The sequence below is a fragment of the Hydrocoleum sp. CS-953 genome (assembly GCF_002260545.1).
Classification (GTDB): Bacteria; Cyanobacteriota; Cyanobacteriia; order Cyanobacteriales; family Microcoleaceae; genus Trichodesmium.
On sequence record NZ_LGSU01000319.1, the window covers coordinates 1 to 2,733 of the forward strand.

At 33.6% G+C, this 2,733-nt stretch carries 2 protein-coding genes; one reads left to right on the forward strand and one right to left on the reverse strand.

The features are described from left to right. Positions 1-309 precede the first annotated feature (309 nt). On the reverse strand, positions 310-975 hold the full coding sequence (locus tag AFK68_RS02935; RefSeq protein ID WP_094671496.1) for an MBL fold metallo-hydrolase: 666 nt from the start codon (positions 973-975) through the stop codon (positions 310-312). A gap of 230 nt (positions 976-1,205) precedes the next feature. Here AFK68_RS02935 and AFK68_RS02940 point away from each other — a divergent pair, with 230 nt between their 5' ends. Further along, positions 1,206-2,699 (forward strand): site-2 protease family protein, encoded by a 1,494-nt coding sequence (locus tag AFK68_RS02940; RefSeq protein ID WP_094671494.1) that lies wholly within the window; start codon positions 1,206-1,208, stop codon positions 2,697-2,699. Positions 2,700-2,733 lie beyond the last annotated feature (34 nt).

Genomic DNA, 2,733 nt, shown 5'->3' on the forward strand with positions numbered 1-2,733 from the left:
CAACAAAATTTATCCGCCAGTTTCCATATAGTGTTCAAAACTATAACGTTATAGTTTTTTGACTCTATATGTAGTATCCCTGGGTAAGTCCTGAACAAGAAAAATTTTTTTGTTAATTAAAAAAAATCCAGAACTTCAAAAGCAAAGCTTAAATAGGTTAAACTTCAGTCTGTCTCAATTATGTGAGTAATAAAATTCTCATCTTGATTGGTGAGAATATTAGTTTTATTTGATCTTCAACAAAATTTATCCGTGACTTTCGATCAGGTTTGAGGTACAGTCAAGAAACTCAAAACTAACTCAAAACAATTATTTAACTTGAGAATAAGTATCTAAATCCAAGGACGCTAACTTATCATAAGCTGAGTCAATTACTCGCTTACCTCTCAAAGCACCGGTATTAGCACCAGGACAAATATACTGTAAATTTTCTGAAGAAAATCGGTCTATCAAAAATTTAACACTTTTAACCTGTCTAGGCCAATGAAAAGTCTTAGCAATACGCAACGGAACAGGTTCCCCCTGATTATTAGGTAATAAATGACGACCTGTAAATAATACCCCACTATTTCCAGAATAATATAGACAAGATGAACCGGGAGAATGACCAGGAGTCCAGAAAACATGAGTATGTGGACTCAAATTAAACTCATGCTCAAAAGTCGTTACTTTTAACCCAGGCAATAAATAAGCTTCTTGTTCTTGAATCAGAATCTCACATTTGAAAGATTCTTGAATTTCCTTTGCCTTACCAATAGCAGTACGATGAGTAATATATAACCACTTTACTCCTCCATGTTCCATGAGAAATTTTTGATTTGTTTTATTATCCGCAGGACAATCAATCAGAATGTTGGTCTGATTCTCTACAATAAAATAAGAAGTTCCTCCTAAAGTATCCCGATTTGGCGAAAAAGCAAAAATATTTTCCAGGACAAATTGGGGAAGTTTGGAGACAAAAGGCTGTTGTGTCAAGGCAGTATTCTTATAACGTTTCACGGAAGTTAAAAGTCGTAGGGGCTAATGGCCATTTCGCTGCGCGATATATTTGCGTAGCATTGCGGAGGAAAACGCCCGTACAAAAGTCAAAAGCAATATATCATAAGCTTAAAACTTTGACTCTACACTAATTTCAAGAAATTATTTCACATTTAAAGTGAATTGGTATTACTTAATTAGAAATAGACAGAACTCAGTAAACTATTATGGTCTTTTTATTAATTCTATTAGGATTTATTACATACTTCATATTACAGAGCAGTGTCAGCAAAATTACTCGCACTCCTATCTGGATATTATGGCTAGTAATGATGACACCAGCTTTAATATGGACGAGTTGGATGTTAATTTATGGTCAAAAGCAACTACCACCAGCATTAATCATCATTCCCTTTATTTTTTGTCCTTACCTATACTGGTTATTGGTACAACAAGGACGTTATACTCCTACTCAATCAGATAAATCAAAAATAGAAAATAGTAACTCCCAGAGTAAACCAGAAATTAACCCTACTCAAACTACCAACCAAACTCCACCAAAACTAGCAATAGACAAAACTGAAGAAACCAGTCTGCGAAATTGTTTTCCTTGGACAGTTTACTATCTGCGGAATTTAGAGTATAGACCTCAAGCAGTTATTTGTCGAGGTCAGTTACGCTCTAACCCAGAAAAAGCTTATCAAACAGTACAAGAAAATGTAGAAGGAAAATTTGGCGATCGCTTCTTAGTAGTATTTCAAAATAGCTTTCAAGGTAAACCTTTTTTTGCTCTAGTTCCTAACCCAAGTTGTAGTAAGAATAAAACTCAAGAGTCTGAAGAATATAAAAGACCTATAATGTTGGCTTTAGGATTATTACTAATCACTTTATTTACTACTACATTAGTAGGGGCGAGAGAAATAGTTGGTATTTCTGAAGAAGCGATACAATATAACCCTAATTTATTAATTCAAGGTTTGCCTTATGGTATTGCTCTGATTTTGATTCTAGGATGCCATGAATTCGGTCATTATATAACAGCTCAATTATACAAAATTCGGACAACTTTTCCATATTTTATTCCGATACCGTTTTTCTTAGGAACTTTCGGTGCATTTATTCGGATGAAAAGTCCTGTACCTAATCGTAAATCTTTATTTGATGTTAGTATAGCAGGTCCTATAGCAGGATTAATAGTTACAATACCGCTATTAATTTGGGGTTTATCTAACTCTGATATAGTTCCTCTATCTGAGAAGTCAGGAATATTATCTATAGATTCATTAAATCCGACTTTTTCTTTTTTATTGGCTGTATTAAGTAAGTTAGCATTAGGTGCAGAATTAACTTATGACAAAGGTATAGATTTACATCCAGTTGCAGTGGCAGGTTATATAGGTTTAGTAGTTACTGCATATAATTTAATGCCTATTGGGCAACTTGATGGTGGTCATATAGTACACGCCATGTTTGGTCAACGGACTGGCATGGTTATTGGTCAAATTTCCCGTTTTTTGTTATTAATATTAGCTTTCATAAATAAAGAATTTTTATTTTTAGCAATCTTTTTATTTTTACTGCCTCTTGTTGATGAACCTGCTCTTAATGATGTTAGTGAACTAGATAATAAACGTGACTTTTTAGGATTGTTAATGTTAGGTTTATTGGTAATGATTTTATTGCCTGCACCAAAGATGGTAATACAATGGTTGAATTTTTAATTGATAGGTAAGCATTCAGCAGTCAGCTATCAGC